This window comes from Desulfosoma sp. (assembly GCA_037481875.1).
In the GTDB taxonomy this organism is placed as follows: Bacteria; Desulfobacterota; Syntrophobacteria; order Syntrophobacterales; family DSM-9756; genus Desulfosoma.
On record JBBFKY010000005.1, the window covers coordinates 82,410 to 107,284 of the forward strand.

Sequence of the window (24,875 nt, forward strand, 5' to 3'; positions counted from 1 at the left end):
CCAGAACATGCAAAAGACCTTCGAAAAGGCATCTCGTGAATGGATTCGCATTCGAGGAGCCCGGCAAAACAATTTGCAAGACCTTGATGTGGATATTCCCAAACAGGCCTTTGTGGTGGTCACAGGGGTAAGCGGTTCCGGAAAGTCGACGCTCCTTTTCGATGTGCTGCACGCCGAGACGCAACGACGCTATTTCAGCACTTTTTTGCCTTCTTCCAGCATGGCTCTTGTGCCTGCCTTTCGGTGGGAAAAGCCTGAGGTGGACTCCATTGAAGGCCTGAGTCCCACCATCGCATTGGAGCAGGGCCGTTTTCCCGCTCATCCTCGGTCCACCGTAGGGACCTTCACGGACATTTACGATCTTCTGAGGCTGCTTTTTACAAGACTGGGGACACCTACATGCCCTACCTGTCGTCTTCCCATTCGATCCTACACCATTGGGCAGATGGCTGAGCAGCTTTTGCAAAGTCCTGAAGGTTCCCGAGTGATGATTCTGGCTCCCTTGGAACCGGTTCCTGAAAGAAAGCTTTCCGGCGTTTTGACTTCTTTGAAAATGGACGGCTTTTTACGCATTCGCTGGGAAAACCAGGTTTATTCCCTGGATCCCTTGCCGGTTCTTCCTAGGCGTCCTCAGTATTTTCTGGAACTGGTCGTGGATCGTCTGAGCCTGAAACCTGATGCTCTGGGACGCCTTTCTGGTTCCCTGGAACTGGCCGCACGACACGGCCAAGGCACCGTCAAGGCCTTGCTGGAGACAGGGGAAAGCTTCACTTTTTCCCAGATTCCCGTTTGCCCTCAGTGTGGCTATCGCGCCGAGGCGCCTTCGATGGCCTTGTTCTCCTTTTTTCATCCGAAAGGGATGTGTCCGCGGTGTGAAGGCACGGGACTAGAGCGAACCCTAAAAGCCAACAAGAGCTCGAAGCAGGAGGGAGAGGAACAGACTTGGACAGAGGGAATTCCCTGCGCGGCATGTGAGGGTATGCGTCTCAACAAGCAGGCCCTCTCGATCATCGTTGGGGAACAATCCATTGGAGCCGTCAATGCCATGACGCTTAAGGAATTGAGTGCCTGGCTTACGCAGCTGGATTTTCATTCCCATGAAAAGGAAATCCTGACAAGAATCCGCCAGGAAATTCTCCCTCGACTGAACGCCTTACAAAACCTCGGCCTCGGCTACCTCAGCCTCGACCGATCTATGGCCTCCCTTTCTTCCGGCGAAACCCAACGCCTTCGATTGGCTCAGCAGCTGACAGCACCTTTTTCAGGCACCGTCTACATCTTTGACGAGCCCAGTGTGGGGCTTCATCCCCAGGATAGAAACCGATTGAGGGGGGTGCTTCGAGACCTTCGGCACCTTGGAAACACGGTCCTTGTGGTGGAACACGACCTGGATACTTTGCGCAAGGCGGATTATGTTCTCGAATTAGGTCCTGGAGCAGGACCCGCGGGTGGACGTCTCGTTTTTGAAGGCACTCCCGAAGAATTGGTCCAATGCGCGCACTCGACCACAGCCCCGTATCTTCGCCGAATTCCCGGAACCGAGGGGCCGCGACCCCTTTCCAGGAAACACTTTTTTCACTTTCTGGAAATTCACGGCGCTAAGGGGCACAACTTGAAAAACATCAAAGCCCGTTTCCCGCTCAGGGCCCTAACCTGTGTGACGGGGGTTTCCGGGTCGGGAAAGAGTTCTCTGGTGATCCAAACCCTCTATCCAGCTTTGCTTCGAGCCTTGCGAAAAACCGACGCTCCGTCTTTGCCTTTCGAAAACCTTACGGGTTGGGAGATGATTCATCACGTCCATGTCATGGATCAGTCTCCCGTGGGGCGTCTTCCCAAGTCCATTCCCGCTACCTACTGCGGCGTCTTCGATCCGCTGCGTGCCCTTTTTGCCGGGCTGCCGGAAGCGAAGGCTCGAGGCTATTCGGCAGAAAGATTTTCCTTTAACAATCCAGGTGGGCGCTGTGAGTTCTGTCGAGGGGATGGACGTTTGCGCGTGGAGATGCTCTTTCTTCCCGATTTTTACGTGACATGCCCCTATTGCGACGGTTCTCGTTACGAACCCAACACTTTGTCCGTTCGATTCAAGGGCCTGTCCATGGCGGATGTACTGCGATTAACCGTTTCGGAAGCCCTGGATGTGTTTCGACATCTGCCCGCCATCTCCCGAAAACTTTCGGTCCTGGAAGAGGTGGGGCTCGGTTATCTTCAGCTCGGCCAGCCAAGCTACACGCTTTCCGGAGGCGAATCCCAGCGCATGAAACTGGCCAGGGCACTGGCTCGTTCCTCGGCCAAGCCATCCCTTTATCTTCTGGATGAACCCACAACAGGGTTGCACCCTCAAGACGTGGAACGCCTTGTCAACCTTCTTCAGCGGCTGGTGTCTAAAGGGCATACCGTGATCGTTATTGAACACAATCTTCAATTTGTGCGATCGGCCGACTATCTGTTGGACTTGGGACCCGGAGCCGGGCCTGATGGAGGATGGATCGTAGCCGAAGGGCCTCTGGAAGAAGTCCTCACCCGCTTCGACACCCCAACCATAAAAGCTTTGCGCGCTTCATCTTTCTAAGAACCTGGTCCAACAGGCGCGGCTCGTTTTTCGGGGTCATCCGCTTCATGCCCCCCCTGTTCGGCTAAGCGGCACCGCTTTTTTGCCGATTTCGCTTCGCTTCTTCCCTAACGGGGATATCCTTCCGCCACCAACCCTTTGGAGATCCTTGACCCGGCCACATGCCGGTCTATCGGCGAGCGGGCCGCGAGAGCGCTGTGCGTGGTCCTGTTAAACACCCGAGGATAAATGGTAGGCGATACAGTCCAGCTTGATGGTGAAGTCCACGTTTTCCACGTGGCAGCAATCCGGCACCTGGATCTGTACCGGAGCGAAATTGAGGATGCCGTTGATCCCTGCAAGAATGAGTTGATTGGCAACACTTTGGGCTGCACTGGCCGGTGTCGCGATGACCCCGATGTGGACGTCCCTTTCCCGCACCACTTCTTCCAGTTCGTCCACATGATTCACGATCAGTCCGTTGGGAAGCTTCTTTCCCACCTTCTGAGGATCCACGTCAAAGGCTGCCGTAAAAATGTAGCCATGCTTGACAAAATTGCCGTGACGAACCATGGATGAGCCGATGTTGCCCAAACCCACCATGGCCAGATTCCACGTACGGTTGAGCCCTAAAATCTCCTTGATTTGATTGACCAGATCCGCCACGTGGTAACCGACGCCTCGAACCCCAAATTCTCCAAAGTAAGCCAGGTCCTTTCGAATCTGCGCAGGATTGACTCCGCACTGCTTGGCCAATCGCTCTGAAGAGATCACGTCCACATCTTCTTCAAGAAGCTCTTGTAACGTGCGAACATAAATGGACAGGCGGTTAATGGTCGCCATGGGGATTTTGGCAAATTTCATCCTCTGCCCCTCATGCAGCCGTTGGTGCCGCGCCGGAACGCGCCTTAAAAGCCCTTGTGCATGCAGCCATGCCACGGATCCGTGTTGTGCTGCTCTTCACATGGCCAGGTTTAAAAGAAGGCCAAACCACCCGCTTACGGGGCATGGGGACCGAGGGCGATTTCCCTCGATCCCCACGGAGATTCAGCCTTCGTCGGAGCGCCTTCGCCTCGTCTTTAGTGCGCCAGGCCCACGAAGCCCTGGATGAGCTTGGAGACCGGGTTGGCGTAGATGAGGATGAGGGCGATGACCAGAGCGTAGATACACAGGGACTCGATCATGGCCAGACCGATCATCATGGTCACCGTGATCTTGCCGGAGGCTTCCGGGTTGCGGGCCACACCTTCCACGGAGCTCTTGATGGCCATGCCCTGGCCCAAGCCCGTCCCGAAGGCGGCGATGGCGATCCCGAATCCTGCGGCCACGGCCGAATACATGAAGAACCGAAGGCCTTCGACCTTTTCGGCCGATCCCGCGTCCGCAGCCATGGCCAACGTGGTCAACCCGAGAACCAACAGCGTCGTGAAGAACCCAACTTTCCTAGACATCGATACAACCTCCTTGGATTGAGAATTAAGTTTATGCGGCCTTTCCTCCAACCGAAACCGCCTTGGGAAGCCTAGTGCGCCTCTTCAATGGCGCCTGCGAAATACATGGACGACAGCAGACAAAAGATGAACGCCTGCACAAACCCGGTGAAAAGCCCCAAGAACATGATGGGCAGAGGAGCCAGATACAGACCCGCAAGGAAGAACAAAATGGCCAGCACCAGCTCTTCACCGAAAATGTTTCCAAAGAGACGGATGGACAGGCTGAGCACGCGCGCCGTATGGCCGATGAGTTCGATCGGGAAAATCAGAGGGGTCAACCACCAGATGGGACCCATAAAATGTTTGATGTATTTGACGCCGTGAAACCTGATGCCAATGACATGCGTAAACGTCACCACGATAAGGGCGCAGGCCGCCGTGGTGTTGATGTTGGCCGTAGGTGCGAAAAAGCCTGGAATCATCCCCATGTAATTGCTCAAGAGAATGAAAAAGCCCAAAGTGGCGATAAGCGGAAAGGCGAAGCGTCCTTCCTCTCCCGTAATCCCCACCATGAAATCTTCAATCCCTGTGAGGACCATTTCAAAAAAGTTCTGGCCGCCCGACGGCACCAATTCCAGGCGGCTTACGGCCAGCTTGGCCAGAATGAGCAGCACAGCGGCCACCACCCAGGTGTACACCACATGGGGTAGAAGCAGCTTTTGCAAAAAGGTGTGAGCTTCATCAGCGCTGTGGACGATGGGAAGTCCCAGCTTCTCCAAAAGAATGCTGAGAAACAAGACCGGATGTTCCATAACCTACCTCTCTCCCCTCATGACCATTTTCGCCGCTTCGTGTATGGCCACCAACACAATGCTAACCATCACCACCGACAACCCCACAAGGAACGCCGGCGGATCCACCCATCCTTCATAGAGCACCGTAAAGACCACGAACACGGTGCCAAGGAATCGCAGGTAGTACTTGACAAAGAGCGCCCCTTTGGACGGGGGTTGCCCGGGGTATCGAAAAGCCCGGCGCATCTGCCACTTCATCACATGAAAACTTGCCGTGACCGTCGCCCCTCCCAGAAGCACTCCCAGAGCTTCCCTTGCGGAAAACAGGATCGCGGCACTTAGCACGGCAAAAAAGAGAAGAATCACATTCACAAGCTGAATGCGCCGAACCAGCTTATCGTCACTCAGCAGGGTAACCACGAGCCCCTTACGGCCTTCGCTGATCCTCGCGCTGCTGCTTTCGCATGAACCGAACGTAGTTGCGAAAGCCCGCGATGATCCCCATGACCAAAAAAATCAGTGTGAGCCATGGGAAAGTTCCAAAACTGGCATCCAGCCAGTACCCGATCGCTACGCCGATGAAAATGGCGAAAGCCACCGAGAATCCCAGGGTGCTCGCTAAACCCACCTGCTTCAGGTACTTCTTCGTCTCTTCTTTCATCGGCCACTTCGTGTAAATTATCACAGACTACCTAGCATAGGGCCCCTACCAAGTCAACGCAATTTTTCCAATCGAGGCTTTCCATGTCCTCGGGGGTCAAGTGTCAAATTTGGATCCTTTTTCCCATAACTTATACATTCAGCCCATGTGCCTGCACTCGCCCCGAAAAACGCCTCAAGGCACCCTTCAGCGCGCCAACATCTCTTTGACCACCCTTAGTGACTCCAGAGCGGCTTGCGCCGTACGGTGCAGATCCTCTTCCTCATGGGCGGTGCTCACGAAAAAGCTTTCAAACTGAGACGGCGCCAGGTAGATACCTCGATCCAGCATTTCCCTATAAAAAACCGCGTAAGCGGCCGTGTCGGATTTTAAAGCCGTGGCAAAATCCGTGACGTCTTCCTGGGTGAAAAAGCCGGTGCCCATGGATCCGATGCGGTTGATGGTCACCGGCACATCGGCGATGCGGGCGGCTTCACGAAGCCCCGCCTCCAGGGCTGATGCTTTTTGTTCTAGAGATTCGTAGACCCCCGGTTCCGAGAGCACTTGGAGTGTGGCGAGGCCGGCGGCCATGGCCAAAGGATTTCCCGACAGAGTTCCAGCCTGGTACACTTGACCCAAAGGAGCCACCTTTTCCATAATGTCCCGTCGGCCCCCGTAGGCCCCTACGGGAAGGCCGCCCCCGATGATTTTCCCAAGGCAGGTAAGGTCCGGTCGCACCGAGAATCGCTCCTGAGCCCCTCCGGGACCCAGCCTAAACCCGGTGATCACCTCATCGAAGATAAGCAGACTGCCGTAAGCGTCACATAAGCGGCGCAGCTCCGGAAGAAAATCTGGTTTTGGAATCACGGTCCCCATGTTTCCGGCCACCGGTTCCACGATGATGCATGCGACGGTTTCCCCATGGGCTTGCATGGCAGCTTCCACTGATGCCACATCGTTGTAGGGCAAGGACAAAGTATGAGCCACCACCTCCGAAGGTACCCCGGGACTTCCGGGAATGCCCAGCGTCGCCAGTCCGGATCCTCCTTTGACCAGAAGGCAATCGCTGTGGCCGTGATAACAACCGTCAAACTTGATGATTTTCGGCCGTCCCGTATAACCTCGCGCCAATCGAATGGCGCTCATGGTGGCTTCCGTGCCCGAATTCACCATGCGCACCATGTCCATGGAGGGGACCATGGAGACAACCTTTTCGGCCAATTCCACTTCCAGCCGGCATGGAACACCGTATGAGGTACCCTGGGTTGCCGCAAAACGCACGGCCTCAACCACCCGAGGATGCGCATGCCCGATGATCAAAGGTCCCCAGGATCCCACATAGTCGATGTAAATCCGTCCGTCTTCGTCTTCCAATCGACACCCCGACGCCCTTTTCACAAAGAAGGGAGAAGCCCCCACGGAACGGCAGGACCGCACCGGACTGTTCACCCCTCCAGGAATGACCGCCTGAGCTCGACGGAAAAGCTCGTCCGAAATCCTGTTGTGTGCCATACATACCCCTTCATTTGTAAACTTCACGAATCAAAACCAAAGGTCTTTTAAACCCCGCACTCAATCTTCCTTTAGTCTCTGAATCTCTTGATGATAGGCGTGCATCAATTCTTCCAGCCGAAGCATTCCTACAACCCCCAAATCGTTTTCTTCCACGGGAATCTGGCCGTATCCTGAAGCCAGGAATTTCATCAGGGCTTCGTATAGGCTCTCATCCGGGCGCACGCTGATGGGAGGAGATGCCAATTCGCCGACAACGAGAAGTTCCGCCACCGAGTCTTCAAAGAGCACGGAACGCACATCATGAAGCGACAAGATTCCCTTGAGACGAAACCGGTCATCCACCACCGGAAAAAAGGACTCACGCGTGTGGACCATGAATCTTTTGAGCTCTCGAAATGTCATGTCCTGGGGAAGGCTGGTCACAGGCAAGGCAGGATCATAGGCATCTCGCACTTGGAGGTTTTCCAGAACGTTCATCACCATGTCGGTGCGGTGAGCCGGAGAATGAAATTTGTTCAGCACCTGTTTTTCGTACAAGGACCAGCCCTGGGAGCACAGCACGGCAATCACAGACGCAAACATCAAGGGCACGACGAGACCGTAACCCCCTGTCATCTCGCAAACCATGAGCAGCGCCCCGATGGGAGCTTTGGCCACGCCGCCGAAAAACGCCCCCATGCCAACCAAAGCAAAAGCCCCCGAATCCGTCACCCACTGGGGAAAAAGGCCGCACGAAATCTGGCCGACAGCCCCTCCTAACATGGCCCCGATAAAAAGAGACGGCCCAAAGACACCTCCGCTGCCGCCTGAAGATATGGTGCATGAAGTGGCCAGAATCTTCAACACGGCAAGGCCGAGCATCAAAGAAACGGGCAAGGCGCCGAATAGGGCTTGTTGAATCGTGCCGTACCCGCTGCTCATGACTTCGGGTCGCCAGTAGGCGATGATTCCCACCATCAAGCCTCCAATGGTGGGAATGAGCATTTTTTTTAAGGGAATCCGTCGAAAGAAATAATCGCGCATGCCGTAAAAGACTTTAACATAGGCGAATCCGAACGGCACACACACCAGGCCCAAAACGGCATAAAAGAGTAGTTCCACGGGATTGGCAAAATGAATGGGAGGAATGTCAAAAATGGGGCGCTGCCCAAAGATGCTGATAAAAATGGCATTGGCGATCACGGAAGACATGATGCAAAGAATAATGCCTTCCGTTTCGAAGTCCTCCCGGTAAAGCACTTCAACAGCCGTCAGGGCTCCTCCCAAGGGAGCCCGAAAGATAGCCCCGAGACCGGCGGCGCATCCCGCCAACAGCATCAAGCGCCGTTCCCGAACATTCATGCGCAATAAGCGCGCCACCCAGGAACCAAAGCCGGCGCCAATCTGGGCAATGGGCCCTTCTCGACCCGCACTTCCCCCGGTCGCCAGAGTGATAATGGAAGCCAGGCCCTTAATGTAAGGTACTCGGGTTCGAATCATGCCGTTTTTGTTGTGAAAAGCGTCGATGAGAGCATCTGTGCCGTGCCCTTCGGCTTCCGGAGCGTATCGATAAACCAAAAAGCCTGAAAGAAGTCCTCCAAAGGCGGGGAGCACCAGAAGCATCCATCTGCGAAAGACCGGGGAAGGTTCCAGAGTGACCAGGCGTTCACCACCGGGTTTACTTAAAGGATAACCGGCCAGGTGTTCTTGAAAGAAATAGGTTCCCCATTCCAAAAGAACAAAGAAAAGGCACGCCCCCAGTCCGCTGACCACTCCGATGATCACGCTGTAGACAACGTAGCGTAAGGTTTTGTTGCGTTCCAGGGAGGCTCGAATTTCGGTAAAACGGTTCACCGATCGCTCATCCTTAACGGGCGAAACGGCTGGACCAAACCGTGACCCTCGTAACCTTGCTTCAAACGAAGGCATTCTTGAAGGTTTCGACTCTCGGGCCGAAGCCATGAAATAATAAGAGTCGACATAGTGTGAAAGCTTGGCCTTGCAAGCCCTTCAATTCTCTTCCACAGTGATTTCATACTGCTCCACATGAAAGTTACGTTCCCCCTGAACATGAAAACAGGCGTGCAGGGCTTCTTCCAGCCTTTCTAAAGAGGCGCGTTCTTCGTCCAGAAGTCTGGCCGCCACACGCGGGTGCACTTGAATCAGCACATTGCGACCGAAAAGGTCCCTTTGTTCTCTTTGAATTTCTCGCAAGATTTCATAGCACAAGGTCTGGGTGGACTTGAGCTGCCCGTGCCCTTCACAATAGAAACAGGGCTCGCAGAGTGTTCGTCCGATGCTTTCCCGGGTTCGTTTTCGGGTCATTTCAATAAGGCCCAGCTCCGACATGCGCAAGATGTTGGTTTTGCTCTTGTCTTTGCGCACAGCTTCCTTCAAGGCGTTAAAAACCTTTTCGCGATTAGCCTCCTTTTCCATGTCGATAAAATCAATGATGATGATACCTCCGATATTTCGAAGCCTCAGCTGGCAGGCGATTTCCTTGACGGCTTCCAGATTGGTTTTGAGAATGGTTTCTTCCAGGTTCCGCTTGCCCACGTAACGACCGGTATTGACATCAATGGCTGTAAGAGCTTCCGTGGTTTCTATGACGATATAGCCCCCGGACTTCAGCCAGATCTTCTTGCTGAGCGCCCTTTGCACCTCCATCTCGATTCCGTAGGCGTCAAAGATGGGTTCGGAACCTTCGTAAAGCTCGATGCCGTTTTTCAAGGAAGGCAAAAAGGTTTCCGTAAACTGCAACACTTTCTTGTACTCTTGGGGGTTATCAATGACAAGGCGGTCCACTTCCTTGGTGAAAAGATCTCGAACGGCTCTCAGGGTGATATCCAAATCCCGGTACACCAGGGACGGGACCGGAGCGTTTTCGGAGCGGCGCTGAATGTTTTGCCACAGCTTGAGCAGGAACTCCATTTCCGCCTGAATCTTTTCAGCGTCTTCACCTTCGGCCGCCGTCCGCACGATGAAGCCGCAATGAGCCGGCTTGATGTCAAGGACCAGGTCCCTCAGGCGCTTGCGTTCCTTTTCGTCTTCGATACGGCGAGAAACCCCCACATGGTCCATGAGGGGCATGAGCACCAGGTTTCTTCCCGGTAATGTCACATGGGTGGTGATTCTCGCCCCTTTGTTTCCCAAGGGTTCCTTGGCCACCTGCACAAGAATTTCCTGACCTTCCCGTAATCTGTCTTCAATGGGAAGATCCGGAAGTTGTCTTTCTTCCAGCGGTGTCTCGGAATCCCCTGTGACTTGGTAAGGTTCCGGCTCTTGGGGTTCTTCCCGTTCGGGTGTGGCATCCTGAAAAATCTGATCCATTTCCATTAAAGGATGGTGGACATCACTCACATACAAGAAAGCTGCCTTCTCCAGGCCGATATCCACAAAGGCTGCCTGCATTCCGGGAAGGACACGAACCACACGTCCCTTATAGATATTGCCGGCAATGCCTGCATCGGACGCTCTTTCGATGTAAAGTTCAGCCACCTGGCCGTTTTCTACAAGAGCGACCCGAGTCTCATAAAAATCGGCGTTGATGATCAATTCCGCAGCCATCGTTCATTCCTCTAAGGGCGCCACGGAGACTTTGCACAATCGGCACGCCTTGAAAAGGTCGCCGGCTTCCGGCAACAACACTTCAAGAAAGCTCTGCGGCCGAAAACGTGCCGTGGCTCGTTCCACAAGTTCCATGGCCACGGTGGTTGCATCGAGGCGACGTATGGAAAGTAAGACATCGGCGCATCGAACCTCAACGTGCCCTCTTTTGGTCTTTTTGCTAACCAAGTGATCCGCGCATGCGGCATAGCGAGTTATGATAGCTTCCGCCAGTTCTTCGGTCAAACCGGAAAGACGATAGGTCACTCGAAACGCTGTGGCTTTTCGAGGGGTTTCGTCAGAACGGGTCGCGTGGAGCACACGAAAACCTTGCGGTAAAACCGCGTTGAGACGCTTTACGATTTCCGTTTCGGCCACAGGCTCTCGCAACTGAATGGTCGCTTCCTCCACTTCGCTTTCCATCCCCACCGGCAGAGCTTCTCGAAAGGAAACCTTGGCATGGGGATGATACCCTTGGGTATAAGTCACCGGAAGCCCGGAGCGGCGCAGGGCCCTTTCCATGATGCGGTTCATTTCCAACTGGCCGTAGAAACGGGCTTGGTCCTTTTTAGCGAACCGCAGCGTGTACGCATAAAGAATCTTGGGGGCTTCAGCGGGCACAGCGACCCGTGGCACAATCTCGGGCTTGAAGTCCTCAATGAGCTGTGGTTTCACATGGACTCCGTCACAGGCACCGCATCCGAAGCAGGATTCCCAACGACAATCCCCCGTTCGCTCATAGGCCAGGGCTTTTTCCCATTCCCTCCACAGATAGCTCTTGAGCACCCCGGCACTGAGATGGTCCCATGGCAGAGGATTCGAGGCGCCAAGGGAGCGCTGCGCTTCAACGTCGGCGTTCAGACCCGCTTCGGCAAAAGCCTTGTCCCAGATGTTCCGCTGAAAGAGCTCGTCCCAAGCATCAAAGCGGGCACCTTTGCGCCAGGCAGCCTCCACCACCCTTGCGAAACGCCGATCCCCTCGGGCCAAAGCCGCCTCTAGAACACTCAGGTCGGGATGGTGCCATTTCAATCGTAGACCTGGACGTTTCAACCGCTCCTTAAGAAAATCCAGTCGACGGTTTATTTCCCCTCTGGCGATCTGCCCCGTCCATTGAAAGGGTGTCATGGGCTTTGGCACAAAGGTCGAAACCGCCACGTGCACTCCGGCTCGATATGGTTTTCCCAACTGCCAAACTCGAAGGCTCAAACGGACGATTTCGTCGAGGTCTTCCAAGGTTTCTGTAGGAAGGCCCATCATGAAGTAGAGCTTGATGCCTTTCCAGCCCAGACGGTAGGCATCCTTGACGGTCTCGTAGAGATCCTCTTCTTCGATGTTCTTGTTGATAAGGCATCGAAGACGACGACTCCCTGCTTCCGGAGCCACCGTAAATCCCGTTTTGCGTACGCGGCGAATGCACTCCATGAAGTCCTGGGAAAGGGTCCCGACCCGCATGGAAGGAAAAGAGAGAGCCACACGACGTCCTTCCATTTCCTGCATGACAGCGTGAAGCAACCAGCCAAGCTGGCAGTAGTCCCCTGTACTTAAAGAGAGCAAGGACACCTCTTCAAAGCCGGTTTCAGTAACAGCCCGACAGGCCTTTTCCAAAAGATTCTTTGGATGGCGCTCCCGAACAGGGCGATACACGAAACCCGCCTGGCAAAACCGGCAGCCTCGAGTGCATCCTCGAGCGATCTCCAGTCCTAAGCGGTCATGCACAATCTCCACCAAGGGAACCAAAGGACGTTCCGGCAGAGGGCTTTCCAGGTCCAAATCCGTAACGACCCTCTTTCTGACAGAGGTGTAATCGGCAAACTGGGGTTGGAGCCCCATGAATCGGCCCGCAGTGTCATAATGCGGTTCAAAAAAACAAGGGACATAAATACCGGGGAGACGACGTATCCCTTCAAGAAATTCGCGTCGAGTCCCCCGGGACGCTTTCCAATCTCGGTAAGCCTGCGTCAGATCCGTCAGGACCTGTTCGCCTTCCCCTAGAACGATGAGATCGAAAAAAGGCGCCAAAGGTTCCGGATTGTATGCACAAGGGCCTCCGGCAATGACAAAGGGATGCGAAAGATCTCGATCTTCACTGTGAAGGGGAATGCCGGCCAAATCCAGAATCGTCAAAATGTTCGTGTAGCTTAGTTCGTACTGAAGACTGAAACCGAGGAAATCAAAGTCCTTGAGCGGACGTCGGCTTTCTAAGGCATAGAGAAGCTTGCGGGTTTCTTTAAGGCGCTTTTCAAAGTCGGGCCAGGGAGCATACACGCGGTCCGCCAGGACGCCTTCCATGTCATTCAAGCGATGGTAAAGGAGTTGTATGCCGAGGTGGCTCATGCCCACTTCATACACATCGGGAAAGGCTAAGACGTAGCGGACATCAGCCTCTTCAAATCTCTTGGCGCGGGCATGAATTTCACCGCCCAGATACCGCCCGGGGCGTTGAATTTCCAGAAGAAGCCGGTCCAAAAGATCACTCGACAACATTCCCTTGTCCCCTGAAATTTCTTCAACCATCTCTTGAGTATGTCCGTCAATCAATACGTGACGGCTTCCATGGTCGAAGCAGTATGTCCGTCTTCGAGCCTACCAATGCCTGGGAAACCTTCACTCCTCTATGGGCTTTCCCTGCCTGATGGACTCCAGGCTGCCAGTGCCGGGGAAGCCTCATGACCACCCTGGAGGAGCGGACCTCCGTGTCCGCCTCAACTTTTCGGGAAACGTCGTCATTTGCGAACAAGCACTTGGAGATTTCCGGTCAGACTTCATGAACCTATCCCGGCCACTGCGACACACGACGACCGACTCCCGACCCGCTGTGTTTCAGGCAGAGACTCGAGCGCTGTACAAAGGCGACATGGAACGCAGTCGGGACACCACCGTAGCGAGCGTTTCCGCAGCTTGATGCACTTCGTCTTCGGTGTTTTCCTCGTCCAAAGTAAACAGCAGTGTTCCGTAGGCTCCGTCCCCCAAAAGCCCCATGGCCTCCAGCACATGAGACGCCTTGGCCGTGATGGACATGCACGCCGAGGCTCCGGCCACGCAAATACCTCTTAAATCCATGTGTAACAGCAGGGCTTCCCCTTCCACATAGCGAATGGACACATTGACCAAACCGGGAAGATGTCTTTCCGGGTGCCCATTGAAACGCACTTCATCGATCAGGCCCGAGATACGTTCCCGTAAAAGCTTTTCCAGCCGAATACACCGTTCCATTTTGGCCGAAAGCCTTAACCGCACGCGCTCCGCAGCAGCCCCCAATCCCACAATGCCGGCGACATTTTCGGTTCCGGTTCGGCGCCCGTCTTCTTGACCTCCGCCATGAAAAAGGGGCCACAAAGAGGTTCCTTTCCGGCAGTAAAGCGCTCCGGCGCCTTTGGGACCGTTGAACTGGTTCGCTGCAAGGCTAAGCAGATCCACACCCAAAGCATTCACGTCGACGGGAATGCGACCAACCGAGGCGATGGCGTCCGTGTGCAACAGGGCTCCATGCTCATGGACCACAGCGGCAATATCCGCCAGAGATTGAATGGTGCCCACTTCATTGTTGGCGTGCATAATGGACACGAGCACGGTATCCGGCCGCATGGCTCTTTTGACATCTTTCGGGTCCACCCAACCATAGTGGTCCACAGGAACCAAGGTGACGGTAAAGCCGAACCTTTCCAAGGCCTTGGCGGCATAAAGGACGGAATAGTGTTCGATGGCCGAAACCACCAGATGCCGCCCCTCGTGCATGCGTTGAAAGGCGACGCCCTTGACGGCGAGGTTGTTCGCTTCGGTACCTCCGGACGTAAAGATGATTTCCTCGGGTTCCGCTCCGATAAGCGCCGCCGTCTGGGATCGCGCCTTAAAGATGGCATCCTGAGGCGCCTCGCCCAGATGATGAATACTGGCGGGATTCCCGAAATGTTCCACCAGAAAAGGTTTCATAGCTTCAAAAACTTCCATCGCCAAAGGCGTTCCCGCAATATGATCCATATAGATTCTTCGACCGTCCATACCGTTGCACCCCCCTATGACACTTCTCTCGTTTCTTAGGAGCTTGTCCGACTATGCCCTTTTTGGCAGCTTTGGGAACGCTAAGTACCTGAAATTGCCTATCCCCAAATGGAGCATTCTGAGTTCTGAGACAGCGCTCGAAAAGCTGTCCAAAAACGGGAAAGACCACGGCATCGAATGCCATTGCATAGCAGCGCTGAGGCGCCGCCTCGCCCCTACACAAACTTGAAACCGAGCTATTCCCTGGGAGCGCGCAGGCATCTGATCCGTTCCTTGTGCAGGCGACAGATCCTCGTTCCCAGGAGAAAATCCGGTCTCAGACACGCCCTCAGATCCCCGGCCCGAAAAGCATGTATCTATACGTTCGCCACCAGGCCAACGTCAACCCCAAAGCCTCCCGTCGTTTCAAGGACATGCGGGTGACTTTCTCCTTGCAAAACCCTCTGGGCCGTGCTACAGGGTGCGTGAAATCTTTATCATGCCAGGGGCTGCCGATGAGGCGGTTCGTTTCAGGGGTTTTCACCGTAGGGATCAGCGACGCGTGACAAGTCTAAGGAAGAAGCAGAAGGAGGCAAAACGATGAAGGTTTTTCTGGGCGGCTTGGCCGCAGCTTTTTTCGGCATCATCGGTATTTTCATTTGGTTCAAGCCTTTTCTTAACCTCCTGGCGGGCGCAATTCCTTTGGCGCTTCTGCTAGGCGGCGCCATGGCGGCCTATCTGGGCTACGATGAAGTCAAGGATCAGCTCCCCTTCGGCAAGAAAAAAGGGGAAGAAGCCGCTCCGGAAGCCGCCGTCGATGATCTGTCCAAGTACAAAGAAGAAGCCGAAAAATATAAACAGGAAGTGGAAAAACTCAAAGCTGAACTGGAAAAGACCAAGTCCGCATCCTAGAGGAATGCAGGTCCCTGTGTCAGCCGACGCCTCCCCCGAGGGGAGGCGTTTTTCATTTTGGCACAAGATTGTCTGAGGGCTTGGAGAGGTGAGACGTCGCCAGCCTCCACAGGGTGTAGGTGCGAAAGCCCCCGCTGAGATTTTTAGCCTGATACCCGTATTGGCGCAGCGCTCGAGCGGCCAGGTAAGAACGCTGGCCCACATAGCAATAGACCCAGATTTCCCGGTCCTTTGGCAGTTCCGCCATACGCTGCCGTAATCGCCCCAGAGGAATGTGCACCGCTCCCTCAATGTGCCCGCGTCGGTATTCAAACGCCTCACGCACATCGAGCACAAAGACGTTCTCAGGGCGTTGATCCATCTCGTCGGCATGAATCACTTCCACATCTCCTCGAACCACATTGGCAGCGATCATGCCGGCAAGGTTCACGGGATCCTTGGCGGATCCAAACTGTGGAGCGTAGCACAGCTCAGCCTCTTCCAGGTCAAAAACGGTGCCGCCTTTCTGAACGGCCATGGCAATAACGTCTGTGCGCCGCACGGCTCCCTTTTTGCCCACCGCCTGAAATCCTAGAATTTTTCCATCCTTCTTGGAAAAAATGAGCTTCATGGCAATGGTTTCGGCGCCTGGGTAATAACTGGCGTGATGACCTGGATGAAGATAGATTTTTTCGCACCGGTAGGGTTCATCCCATAAGTTGAGGGATTTCAGAACCTTTTCGCTGGGCCCCGTCATGGCCAGGACCTGATCGAAAAGGCCGACCACGGCTGTCCCCTGAACGCCTCGAAAACGGACATCTCTTCCACATATGGCGTCGGCGGCAAGCCGCCCCTGTCTATTGGCAGGACCCGCTAAGGGAAGAAGGGTTTGTCGGCCCGTGATCACGTGAAGCACCTCCACGGCGTCTCCTACGGCCCAAATGGATGGATCACTGGTCTGCATCTTTTCATTCACCAGAATGCCGCCAAGATGCCCCAAGGCAAGCCCGGCGTCTCGAGCCAACTGAACCTCAGGTCGCACACCCACGGCCACAATGACCAGTTGTGCCGATAGCTCCTCGCCGGAGCGAAGCCTTACCCTGAGTTCTTCATTTGATCCTCTCTCAATTTTTTCCACCTGGTTTCCCAAACGCAGATCCACCCCTTTTTCCCACAGTGTTTCCTGAAGCGGCCATACCATTTCGGGATCACACAGAGGCATGATCTGGGGTTGCATTTCCACCAAAGTCACGTGCAACCCCCGTCGCACCAGATTTTCGGTCATCTCGAGCCCGATATAGCCGCCTCCTACGACAACAGCTTTCTGCGCATGTCTTTGATCGATCATGCGCCGAATTTCGCGACTGTCCGGAATGCTGCGTACAAAAAAGACACCGTGAAGATCGAGCCCAGGAATCGGCGGCCTTATTGGCGAGGCACCAGGCGATAGCACCAAGACATCATAGGGTTCCTCATACTCCCGACCCGCTTGATGATCTCGAATGAGAAGACGTCGGTTTTCTCGATCGATGCGCAGCACTTCCGAATGAAGGCGCACTTCGATACGGAACCTTTGTTGAAACATTTCGGGCGTCGCCACCAAAAGGTGTTCCTCACGACGAATCACGTCTCCCACGTAATAGGGAAGGCCGCAATTGGCGAAGGAGACAAAGGGTCCTTTTTCGAGAATGATGATTTCCGCCTTTTCATCGAGCCGGCGTGCCCGTGCCGCACTGGAAGCTCCTCCAGCAACACCTCCGACGATGCAAATACGCTTTCCCGCCATAGCCCGTCATCCTCCACGGTTAATAAACAAGGATCTTCGCCCTTTGCATTTTGCCTCAATAAAACTACAATCCCTTTTCAAGACACGCAAAAGAAAACGGCTCCTCACATTGAAGATTCGAAATAGTGGAGCGGCAAGTGGGGCGGCGATCCGCAAAACGGCGTCAAGACCTATGGACCGTCTTTTGGGTTGTTCTTACGGTCGGGGTTTTTGGAATTCATAACGTCTCAAGCTTTGCGGGTTCCATTTCCTATGCCGTGCAGTTCGAAGAAAGCGTCGAGGAAGATTGGCAACGACGCCTAAAACCCCTTTCCGAAACCTTCGGTCGAAAACAGGAAGGCGCCGCGTCCCTCAACCAACTCAGACGTCGTTTGGAAAAAGATCAAAATATCTTTCGAACTTTTCTTCGATCCGAAGGCTTTTATGGCTCAGAGGTCACTTATCGAATCGATCGAGACAAAGACACGGTGACAGTGTCATTTTCCGTGAACCCAGGCCCACTGTATCTTTTGAATGAAACGAAGCTGAACATCTCCCAGGTCCCTTCATCCATTTTTGAACTGTTAAGTCAAACGGCTCGATCTTCCCTGCCCGCGGGTTCGCCGGCTCTCGCAAGCCGAATCCAGGACACGGACCAAAAGATTCTGACCGTTCTTGCCGAAAACGGTTATCCCCTGGCTCGCATTGGAGAGAGAAAAGTCATCGTTCGCCATGAGGAGCGAACCGTAGAGGTTCATTATGACATCGTTTCGGGACCCAAATGTTTTTTTGGTCCGGCCACCGTCACCGGATTGCAAACCGTGCGGGAAGACATCGTCCGTGCTCGACTCCCTTGGAAGGAAGGCGACGTTTTTGATTCACGGCTCATCACGAAAGCGCAGAACAACCTCATCCTTATGGATCTCTTTTCCGTGGTGCGTATCAACCATGCCTCCTCAGCGGATCCCCAGGGACGACTTCCCATGGAAATCACGGTCACGGAAAGAAAGCCTCGCACATTCAAAGGAGGGCTTTTTTACACCACGGACGTCGGTCCAGAACTGGACGTTTCGTGGGAAAGTAGGAACCTTTTTAAGGGTAAGGCAAAGGTAGGTGCTGAAACCCAGTTGTCGTCCCAAAAGAAGGTTTTGGACGGCATGGGATTATGGCGGGATTTTCTGCGCCCGGACCAATTTTTGCAATTCGAGGGCCGAGTGGCTGAAGAAGATTGGGATGCGTACTGGAGCCGCAGCCTTGGGACCTCCATTTCCCTGGCGCGGGACATCACACCCACGATCAGAGCGGGTGCGGGAGCAGGCTTTCGGCTCTCCAGCGTGGAACAGATTTCCCATCGGGAAACTTACGGCCTTTTCTTTCTCCCCGCCTTCGTGCGCCTGGATACCACCAACAACCCTCTGGATCCCACTGGAGGATTTCGCTGCCAGATCCAGACCTCCCCCTATTGGGACGTAACGGACGTCTCCCTGTTTTTTTGGAAGACATCGACAACCGTCAGCACTTACTATGACTGGGCGGGCGACGGTCGGCTTGTGCTGGCTTCCATCTTTTCCGGAGGGACCATAATCGGGGCCGCTCAGAAGAGCGTCCCTCCGGATGTGCGTTTTTACGTGGGAGGCGGTGGCAGTGTGCGAGGCTATCCTTATCAAAGTTTGGGGCCTCGAGATGGAAATGACCCCTTGGGTGGTCGGTCCTTTCTTGTCTGGAACGGAGAAATGCGCTGGCGTTTTCGAGAAAGATACGGTTTTGCGGCCTTCTTGGACGGAGGCACGACTTACGAGAGCACCCTGCCGAACTTTGGAAGAAGTTTTCGATGGGGCACAGGGCTTGGCTTCCGGTATTATTCCCCTTTGGGGCCTTTTCGTATCGATGTGGCTTTCCCGCTGAACCGTCGCACAGGCATTGACGATGTCTTTCAAATCTATGTAAGTTTGGGACAAGCGTTTTAACGTTGAAGGCCCAAGGAGAAGAGCATGCGCCTGAAGAACTGGATGTTACTCACAGCCTTTGCCCTTGTTTTAGGGGAATCGACGGCATGGGCTGCGGAAAAATTAGTTTTCGGCATTGGTGTTCGATCCGCCTTCACCGCTATCGAAAAAAAGGAAACCTTTCATCTTCACGAGCTCATCGCCTACCACACTCTGCCATGGGATTGGCAGTGGAAAGGCGGCTGGGTGGTGGATACTTTCTGGGAAATCCATTTCGGACTTCTGAGCGCCGCCGATGAAGAATCTGTTCTGATTTCCACTGGTCCCATGGTAACGCTTCAAACCCCCTGGAAATGGTTGGCTTTCATGGCAGCCTTTCGCCCTGCGTTCCTGGAACAACACACCTTTGGTAAAGAAAACCTGGGCGGAGAAATCCAATTCACCGAAGAAATCGGTTTCAATGTAACCCTTACCAAGTACCTTTCCATCGGGTATCGCTTTCAGCATCTTTCCAACGCCAACCTCTACAAAAACAATCCAGGGTTGGACTTCCATGCCGTTGAACTAAGATGCCTTCTGCCATGATTTCCCATGAGATTCATGGGTATGTAACATGAGAGGCGTTCTTCGCATTGTAGCGATCGTCGTGGGTGCGTTGGTGCTCTTTGCGGCTGCCCTCTGGGGAGCCATGCAAAGCCCGGCGGTGAAGCGATGGCTTGCTCACAAACTTTCCAACAAACTTTCCGGGCCTCAGACCACGGTTCGTATAGGAACAATAACCGGCTGGATTCCTTTCGAGATGGGGATCAGCGAGGTGGAAATCGCCGACGGCCATGGTGCGTGGCTGAGAGCTCAGGACATGTACCTCAAATGGCGTCCCACGCAACTACTTCAAGGTCGAGTACATATCCAGTTTGTGAGCGTTCGAGAAGCCCGTGTGGCTCGTGGGCCTTTTTCGAATCGCTCTTCCCAGGACGTTCAAGAGCCTACCCCGTGGACCTTGCCTGTTCTTCCTTTACCTATTCTAGTGGATAAGCTTTTCCTGCATCAGGTGATTTTCGACACGCCGGTCTTAGGCATGTCTCTCGTGGCAGCCCTTGAAGGTTTCCTCACCTATGATCCTAAGGACGGGATTCAAAAAGTCTTTCTCAAGCTCGTGGCCAACCACGCTCAGCGGGAATCGTTTCTCATCGTGCAAGCGCTTCTGCAACCCAAGTCGCCTCGATTCCATGGATCTCTTATTTTTTCGGAACAAGAAAACGGTTGGGTCGCCACACGGTTGGCCTTAAAAAACTTCGGCCCTCTTCACCTCCAAACGCGGCTTCATGGGGACACCGTTGCAAATGTCATCGACACTTTATGGATTGAATCCTTAAACATTGAGTCTCGCCCTTTTCTTCTTTCAGCCTCGGGAGGCTATCAGCCAGGACCGGCCGTCCTCAAACCCACCTCGTATACCTTGGTAGCCAAAGATCTGGAGCCCTTCGGCGTTCTTGCGGGTTATCCCATTCGAGGTCAGGCCGAGGGGAAAGGTTTTGTGGAAGGCCCAGTACGACGTCTGCACGGGGAACTTAATCTGCGGCTGAAAAATCTTGAAAATCCCTCCTGGAGACTTTCCAACGGGGAAACACGATGGATTTGGACCTTTACCCGCGAAGCCTCCCACGAGTCTCCCCAGGTTTCGCTGAACGTGCATGGTAAAGCCGAGTCCGTGACAATTCAGGGGAGCTCTCTACCTTCCCTGCAGGATGTGACCGTGGAAACCTCGGTACGCCTCACCCATGACAAAAAAGTGGACATGGAAAAGATCCTGCTCAACCTACCCGATCTGGGAACGATGGAGCTGAGCGGGCGTGTCGATCTTCGACAACGGAGCGCCAACGGCCGAATTACCGTCGCTCTTCCCGATATTTCTTATTTGTCTCTCGCGACACCGAGGCCCGTGGAAGGCGATGGGCTCGGACAGTTGGACTTTTCCGGAACATGGGACAACATGACCGTCCTGACAAACCTGCAAGGCAGCCGTCTTGCCTACGGGGAGGCGTTCTGGACCGACTGGCATGTGCAGTTTTCCGTCATGGGCCTTCCTCAAAATCCAAAGGGAAAGATCACCTCGCGAGCTCTTTACGGCAAAGGTCCTTGGCGTTTGGATCTGGACTTTGCCAAAGAAGGCCCCAGACTGGATCTACCTCGAATATTCTTTCGGTGTTATGACGCTTCACTTAAGGGCTCGTTGCAAACCCACCTGGAAAGCTACCGGACATCAGGTTTGCTGGACCTCACCATCCCCAGGCTGGACATTTTTCAACCCTTGTTTCCTCAGGACCTTCGTGGAAGCATCAAGGGCACTCTTTCCCTCTCAGAGAAAGGTGATCACCAAGCCATGAATGGGAGCGTGACGGCACGGTCCCTGACTTTTGCCGATATTTTCATAGAAAACGCGAACCTTTCCGCCCAACTGACATCCCTCTTTCCGGCACCTCAAGGCACCATGACCTTGACCGTCAAAAAGCTTGAAAAACCTCCTCTCTCAATAACCCAGGCTCAGGCAAAGGCCGACGGGAATCTTGAAAGGGTGGCTTTCTCCACGCATCTTCAAGGAACCTTTCACGAACCCTTTTCACTAAAAACAACTGGAACGGCCCGCGTGCATTCCTCCACGAAGGAAATTCAACTTGATACCTTTTCGGCCCGCACAGGTCCTGTGGTCCTGCTGTTGGAAAGCCCTTCGAACCTTGTGGTAGATACACAAGGCTGGACTTTGTCTCCTACGGCTTTGCGAGTCGGAGAAGGACGCGTGGTCGCAGGAGCGCAATGGAACGGTGAAAAACATTCGGTGTCCTTGAAAATGGAAAACCTGCCATTGGAACTTATGGAGCCTTGGGGAGGTCCATCTTTGCAAGGACGTCTCAACGGCCAGGCTTTTCTACACGGGCCCCAAAACAACCCCCAAGCCACGATGACACTGCACATCGATTCTTTGCGCCGTCCCGGTTGGCCTGCTCAAGAATCCCTTGCCTTGAAGGCCTCAGCGTGGGCCGTTTCCCGGCAACTGCGTCTGGAAGCGGACATTTTCGGTTTAGGTTCCGAACCCAGCCGAGTGAATTTGACGCTGCCTATGCGATTTCAATTGAAGCCTATTGATCTGAGCCTTTTCAAGGACGAACCTTTATCGGGAACCCTTTCCCTTGCCGTAGCGCTGGAACGAATCGCAACCCTTCTCGAGCTGGAAGAACACAAAATCCAAGGGAACATGCAGGGTCGCTTGACCTTGGACGGCACCTTGAACCGCCCCCTTCTTGGCGGCGAAGTGTTACTCACCAAGGGGCGGTACGAACACGAAGATTTTGGACTTCATCTTCAAGATGTCACAGCCCTTTTGGAAGGCACGGGCAACGGTGTGAGATTGCGGGAATTGAAGGCTTTCGATGGAAAGAAAGGTTTTCTTCGAGGCCACGGTCAATGTCGGTTGGATCCCGGCGCTGGTTTTCCTTATCAGACACGTCTCATATTTGAAGATCTCTCCCCCTTGCATCGCGACGATATCTCTGGAAATCTCGACGGCTTTCTTTCCGTTCAAGGAAGCCTGCGAGAAACGGCATTGGAAGGGACAGTGAGGGTGCGCCCTTTGAGAATCGAACTTCCCAAACGGCTTCCAGCAAATGTGGTGGATTTGGATGTGATCGAAATCCCCCCTTCGCCAGCATTGAAGTCCTCATCGGCCCGAAAGAACTCGACCTCTTCAGCTCATGGCGTTTTCCTGAATCTTACCCTGGAGTTTCCTGGGATGACGACCGTGTCCGGTTGGGGTTTGGATTCGGAATGGAAAGGAGCCTTAAAAATCGTCGGTCCCTCCTCAGAGCCGCAACTCACCGGACAGTTGAACATCCTTCGAGGCCAACTGCTGTTTCTCGATAAACGCTTTCGGCTCACAGAGGGTCATGTCATTTTTGTCGGCGAAACACCTCCGGATCCTGTGATTCACGTTGTAGGAGAGACGGCCCTTCGTGACATGACCGCATCGGTACGGCTTTCAGGCCGAGCTTCCAGGCCTGAATTGGCTTTGGAATCCTCGCCCCAAAGGCCGCAGGAAGAAATTCTGGCTCAGATTCTCTTCGGTCGAAGCGCCACCACTTTGAGCCCTTTCCAGGCCATTCGTCTTGCCAGAACGCTTCAAGCCCTGAGCACCCGAGGTAACAGCCATTTCGACGTTCTGGGGAAAGCACGTGACCTCTTGGGGCTGGATCAGTTGGAACTTCTGGGAAGCGGCCTGGGAGAAAGCCTTGGAATCGGTCTACGGAAATACCTTGGGGAAAATGTTCGCGTGGACGTGGATCAACGCCTGGAAGAAGGTGACATCGCCGTGAGAGTGGAAGTGGAAATCACCCCAAACATCACCCTGGAAAGCCAAGCAGGAACTCAGTCCCGCAGCCGAGCGGGTGTTTTCTGGAAATACGACTACTAACAAGACACAGAAACTCTTCCGATCGCGAGCAAACTCATGTATAAAAATTCACGTGGACGGTTTTCCATCACATAATCTCATAACACAAAAAAAAGGAGTGCTTATGCGACGGTTGCTTTGTGTTTTCATGGTCCTGGGTCTCATGGTGTCTTTCGGCTGCGCCAAAAAAGAACCTCCGGATGCGGCCAAAGCTTATGTGCAGGAGCAGATCGCCAAGCACAAGGGATTTCAGATGGACACCTCCAAGCTGAAATACCAGGTGGTGGAGCAGAAGGCGGACACTGCAAAGGTTTCGGTGACGGGAACCATTGAAGTCAACATGGTGTTGCCTTTGGTCAAGAAGGGCAATGACTGGGTCGTCGAGGAAAAAGCCGAACCGGCTAAGCCCAAGGCAAGTGTTCCACCTCCTGCCGTGAAACAAACCCAGGCTCCGGCTCCTACCAAAGCCGCTCCTGCAGCCCATGCTCCGCAAGCCAAGCCCGAATCCAAGGCGGAGAAAGCCCATTAAAAGCTTTTCCCGAAGTACCTTTGCTGTCCAAAATTTGGGGGCGGACACATAGGTCCGCCCCTACATGTTTGCGCTTCAGAGCGAATGCCGTGGTTACACTGCGCCGGATTTTTCTCGATGAGCGAACACCTGCCATGCCGATTTTTTATGGGGGCCGACAACATAGGTCCGCCCCTACATGTTTGCGCTTCAGAGCGAATGCCGTTGATGCGATTCAACGAATTTTTCACCGGCTGGGCACGGTGGAGAGATTTAGAGCGATTCTTGCTCCAAGGAGAAGCGTCACTCTTTGAGGTTTGCTCGACGCCTTGCGCGCTCTTCGCGCATTTTTTGACGTGCCCGATCCAGTTGTCCTTTAACCCGAACCCGATAGCGTGTCACGGCCCACAGCGCCAACCAATAGCCGGCACATGCCAAAGGCGCTCCCAAAACCATGCCCCCCACAATTAAAGAAGCCATCACATGCGGTGTCTTTTGCAAAATGAGTCCCACGCGACTGAGGACGGCCTCCGCATGCGCTGTCGCTTCCGGCAAGAACCAGTGGATCATCCGTGAGCCCACCCAGTAGTTCACAGAATAGATAAAAGGTGCCGTGATCGGATTGGTGATCCAAACACCTGCGACAGCGCTCCATTTGTTCCAACCCAGCAACGCGGCACAAAAGGCCGCTACAGGCATCTGAAATCCCATGGTGGGAGACATGCCGATGAAAATCCCCAGAGCAAACCCCAGAGCGATTTCCTTTGGGTTTCCTCTCATTCGCACAAGCCGATCATAAAATCGACGCAGTTTCTCCATGACCTCACA

Annotated in this window: 18 protein-coding genes; 6 read left to right on the forward strand and 12 right to left on the reverse strand. The window is 54.1% G+C overall.

Annotated features, from left to right (window positions below):
- Positions 1 to 7 precede the first annotated feature (7 nt).
- Positions 8 to 2,569 (forward strand): excinuclease ABC subunit UvrA, encoded by a 2,562-nt coding sequence (locus tag WHS46_08675; GenBank protein MEJ5348747.1) that lies wholly within the window; start codon positions 8 to 10, stop codon positions 2,567 to 2,569.
- Between the two features lie 210 nt (positions 2,570 to 2,779).
- Here WHS46_08675 and WHS46_08680 read toward each other — a convergent pair whose 3' ends face one another.
- The 10 genes from WHS46_08680 to WHS46_08725 all read right to left on the reverse strand — a co-directional run bounded on the left by WHS46_08680 (position 2,780) and on the right by WHS46_08725 (position 14,514).
- Complete coding sequence (locus tag WHS46_08680) at positions 2,780 to 3,487, reverse strand: redox-sensing transcriptional repressor Rex (GenBank protein MEJ5348748.1); 708 nt, start codon at positions 3,485 to 3,487, stop codon at positions 2,780 to 2,782.
- Positions 3,488 to 3,627: 140 nt separating this feature from the next.
- Positions 3,628 to 3,999, reverse strand: coding sequence for an ATP synthase F0 subunit C (atpE, locus tag WHS46_08685; protein MEJ5348749.1), 372 nt, complete (start codon positions 3,997 to 3,999; stop codon positions 3,628 to 3,630).
- A 71-nt stretch (positions 4,000 to 4,070) separates the two neighbouring features.
- Entirely contained in the window at positions 4,071 to 4,793 is a 723-nt protein-coding gene (gene atpB / locus WHS46_08690; protein ID MEJ5348750.1) for a F0F1 ATP synthase subunit A, read from the reverse strand.
- Positions 4,794 to 4,796: 3 nt separating this feature from the next.
- Positions 4,797 to 5,195 carry an ATP synthase subunit I gene (locus tag WHS46_08695; GenBank protein MEJ5348751.1) on the reverse strand — a complete coding sequence of 133 codons (399 nt, stop codon included), beginning with the start codon at positions 5,193 to 5,195 and terminating at the stop codon, positions 4,797 to 4,799.
- Between the two features lie 7 nt (positions 5,196 to 5,202).
- On the reverse strand, positions 5,203 to 5,436 hold the full coding sequence (locus tag WHS46_08700; GenBank protein ID MEJ5348752.1) for an AtpZ/AtpI family protein: 234 nt from the start codon (positions 5,434 to 5,436) through the stop codon (positions 5,203 to 5,205).
- A 186-nt stretch (positions 5,437 to 5,622) separates the two neighbouring features.
- Positions 5,623 to 6,927 (reverse strand): glutamate-1-semialdehyde 2,1-aminomutase, encoded by a 1,305-nt coding sequence (gene hemL, locus WHS46_08705; GenBank protein MEJ5348753.1) that lies wholly within the window; start codon positions 6,925 to 6,927, stop codon positions 5,623 to 5,625.
- 60 nt (positions 6,928 to 6,987) lie between these two features.
- Complete coding sequence (locus WHS46_08710; protein MEJ5348754.1) at positions 6,988 to 8,763, reverse strand: chloride channel protein; 1,776 nt, start codon at positions 8,761 to 8,763, stop codon at positions 6,988 to 6,990.
- A gap of 156 nt (positions 8,764 to 8,919) precedes the next feature.
- Positions 8,920 to 10,476 carry an Rne/Rng family ribonuclease gene (locus WHS46_08715; protein MEJ5348755.1) on the reverse strand — a complete coding sequence of 519 codons (1,557 nt, stop codon included), beginning with the start codon at positions 10,474 to 10,476 and terminating at the stop codon, positions 8,920 to 8,922.
- Positions 10,477 to 10,479: 3 nt separating this feature from the next.
- Positions 10,480 to 12,999, reverse strand: a complete 2,520-nt coding sequence (locus WHS46_08720; protein ID MEJ5348756.1) for a TIGR03960 family B12-binding radical SAM protein — start codon at positions 12,997 to 12,999, stop codon at positions 10,480 to 10,482.
- A 336-nt stretch (positions 13,000 to 13,335) separates the two neighbouring features.
- The gene (locus WHS46_08725; GenBank protein MEJ5348757.1) at positions 13,336 to 14,514 is read right to left on the reverse strand and encodes a cysteine desulfurase family protein; all 1,179 of its coding nucleotides are present in this window, start codon (positions 14,512 to 14,514) and stop codon (positions 13,336 to 13,338) included.
- Positions 14,515 to 15,093: 579 nt separating this feature from the next.
- On the opposite strand from WHS46_08725, the gene WHS46_08730 reads away from it, so the two are divergent.
- Positions 15,094 to 15,405: a hypothetical protein gene (locus WHS46_08730; GenBank protein MEJ5348758.1), complete on the forward strand. Its 312-nt coding sequence runs from the start codon at positions 15,094 to 15,096 to the stop codon at positions 15,403 to 15,405.
- Positions 15,406 to 15,457: 52 nt separating this feature from the next.
- Here WHS46_08730 and WHS46_08735 read toward each other — a convergent pair whose 3' ends face one another.
- A complete protein-coding gene (locus WHS46_08735) occupies positions 15,458 to 17,170 on the reverse strand; it encodes an FAD-dependent oxidoreductase (GenBank protein ID MEJ5348759.1) in 1,713 nt (570 codons plus the stop codon).
- 137 nt (positions 17,171 to 17,307) lie between these two features.
- On the opposite strand from WHS46_08735, the gene WHS46_08740 reads away from it, so the two are divergent.
- The 4 genes from WHS46_08740 (at position 17,308) to WHS46_08755 (ending at position 24,068) form a co-directional block, all read left to right on the forward strand.
- Entirely contained in the window at positions 17,308 to 19,116 is a 1,809-nt protein-coding gene (locus WHS46_08740) for a BamA/TamA family outer membrane protein (GenBank protein ID MEJ5348760.1), read from the forward strand.
- A 24-nt stretch (positions 19,117 to 19,140) separates the two neighbouring features.
- Positions 19,141 to 19,680 (forward strand): acyloxyacyl hydrolase, encoded by a 540-nt coding sequence (locus WHS46_08745; GenBank protein ID MEJ5348761.1) that lies wholly within the window; start codon positions 19,141 to 19,143, stop codon positions 19,678 to 19,680.
- A gap of 28 nt (positions 19,681 to 19,708) precedes the next feature.
- Positions 19,709 to 23,560: a translocation/assembly module TamB domain-containing protein gene (locus WHS46_08750; GenBank protein ID MEJ5348762.1), complete on the forward strand. Its 3,852-nt coding sequence runs from the start codon at positions 19,709 to 19,711 to the stop codon at positions 23,558 to 23,560.
- Positions 23,561 to 23,663: 103 nt separating this feature from the next.
- Positions 23,664 to 24,068 carry a hypothetical protein gene (locus tag WHS46_08755; GenBank protein ID MEJ5348763.1) on the forward strand — a complete coding sequence of 135 codons (405 nt, stop codon included), beginning with the start codon at positions 23,664 to 23,666 and terminating at the stop codon, positions 24,066 to 24,068.
- A gap of 282 nt (positions 24,069 to 24,350) precedes the next feature.
- Here the strand turns inward: WHS46_08755 and WHS46_08760 are convergent, their stop codons facing one another.
- On the reverse strand, positions 24,351 to 24,866 hold the full coding sequence (locus tag WHS46_08760; protein MEJ5348764.1) for a DUF2062 domain-containing protein: 516 nt from the start codon (positions 24,864 to 24,866) through the stop codon (positions 24,351 to 24,353).
- Positions 24,867 to 24,875 lie beyond the last annotated feature (9 nt).